The 1169-nt window shown below is 63.0% G+C and carries 1 protein-coding gene and 1 pseudogene; both read left to right on the plus strand.

Annotated elements, in window-relative coordinates; translation table 11 throughout:
• Positions 1 to 531: pseudogene (locus EOA36_RS35770) on the plus strand (VOC family protein); the annotation flags it as partial.
• A partial coding sequence (kdsA, locus tag EOA36_RS35775; RefSeq protein ID WP_127281265.1) for a 3-deoxy-8-phosphooctulonate synthase occupies positions 528 to 1169 on the plus strand: 642 nt, incomplete at its 3' end. The pseudogene EOA36_RS35770 and the gene kdsA, both read left to right, overlap by 4 nt.

A 1169-nucleotide genomic window follows, 5' to 3' on the forward strand; every position in this document is an offset into this window, starting at 1 on the left:
GGAGACACGCTGAGCTTCTCGCGAGCCTTCACCGACACGGCTGGCAAAAGCGATACCGCCTCGTTCAAGCTCGCTTTTGCTTCGGCCAATCATGCCAGGGACGCTTTTCTTTTTGCCTGCCAGCGCATCAACGCGCCGAAAGTGGACCGCGCGGCCTTGCAGGCTCATCCCAACGGCGTCGATGGGGTCGTCGAGGTGATTGCAATCAGCAGTGCGCCCTCCGAACAGCACAGGCTGATCGCGGTGGCGGTCAATGAACCGTCCGCCGGCGGTCCGGACGGCGCGTTCGCCTTGCCGAACGCAACATTGCGTGTGCTCGATCCCGCGTCTTACGCCGCGCGCTTTGGCATCCCGACCGGCCCGGCGACGGAGCTTCGTTTCGCCGCCGTGGTATTTGCGATCCGAAGCGCCGATGCCGCTGCGAGGCTGCTTGCAGCCAACTCAATCCAGCACGATATAGCGGGCACCGACATTGTCGTGCCGCCGGCAGCCGGCCAAGGCGCGGCTTTCATCTTCCGGGAGACCAAATGAGCAAGTCCCAAGCACCAAATTCGACGGCGCCCAATTCTTCGGTAACGGTCGGCAATGTCATCTTCGACAATGCGGCACCCTTGGCGCTGATCGCTGGCCCGTGCCAGTTCGAATCGCGCCAACACGCCTTCGACATGGCCGGTGCGCTGAAGGAGCTGACCGGCAGGCTCGGCATCGGCCTCGTCTACAAGACCAGCTACGACAAGGCCAACCGCACCTCGCTGTCGGCGACGCGCGGTGCCGGCATGGACGCCGCACTTCCCGTGTTCGACGAGTTGCGAAAGGAATTCTCGCTGCCGGTGCTGACCGACGTTCACACGGAGGAGCAGTGCGCCATCGTTGCACCGCATGTCGATGTGCTGCAGATACCGGCCTTCCTGTCGCGCCAGACCGACATGCTGGTCGCCGCCGCGAGGACGGGCAAGGTCATCAATGTGAAGAAAGGACAGTTCCTCGCCCCCTGGGACATGAAGAACGTGGTCGCCAAGATCACCGGTTCCGGCAATGCCAATGTGCTGACCACCGAGCGCGGTGCTTCTTTCGGCTACAACACACTGGTGTCGGATATGCGCGCTCTGCCTATCATGGCCGAGATCGGCGCGCCGGTGATCTTCGACGCCACCCATTCGGTGCAGCAG

Source organism: Mesorhizobium sp. M8A.F.Ca.ET.021.01.1.1 (assembly GCF_003998025.1).
Lineage (GTDB): Bacteria > Pseudomonadota > Alphaproteobacteria > Rhizobiales > Rhizobiaceae > Mesorhizobium.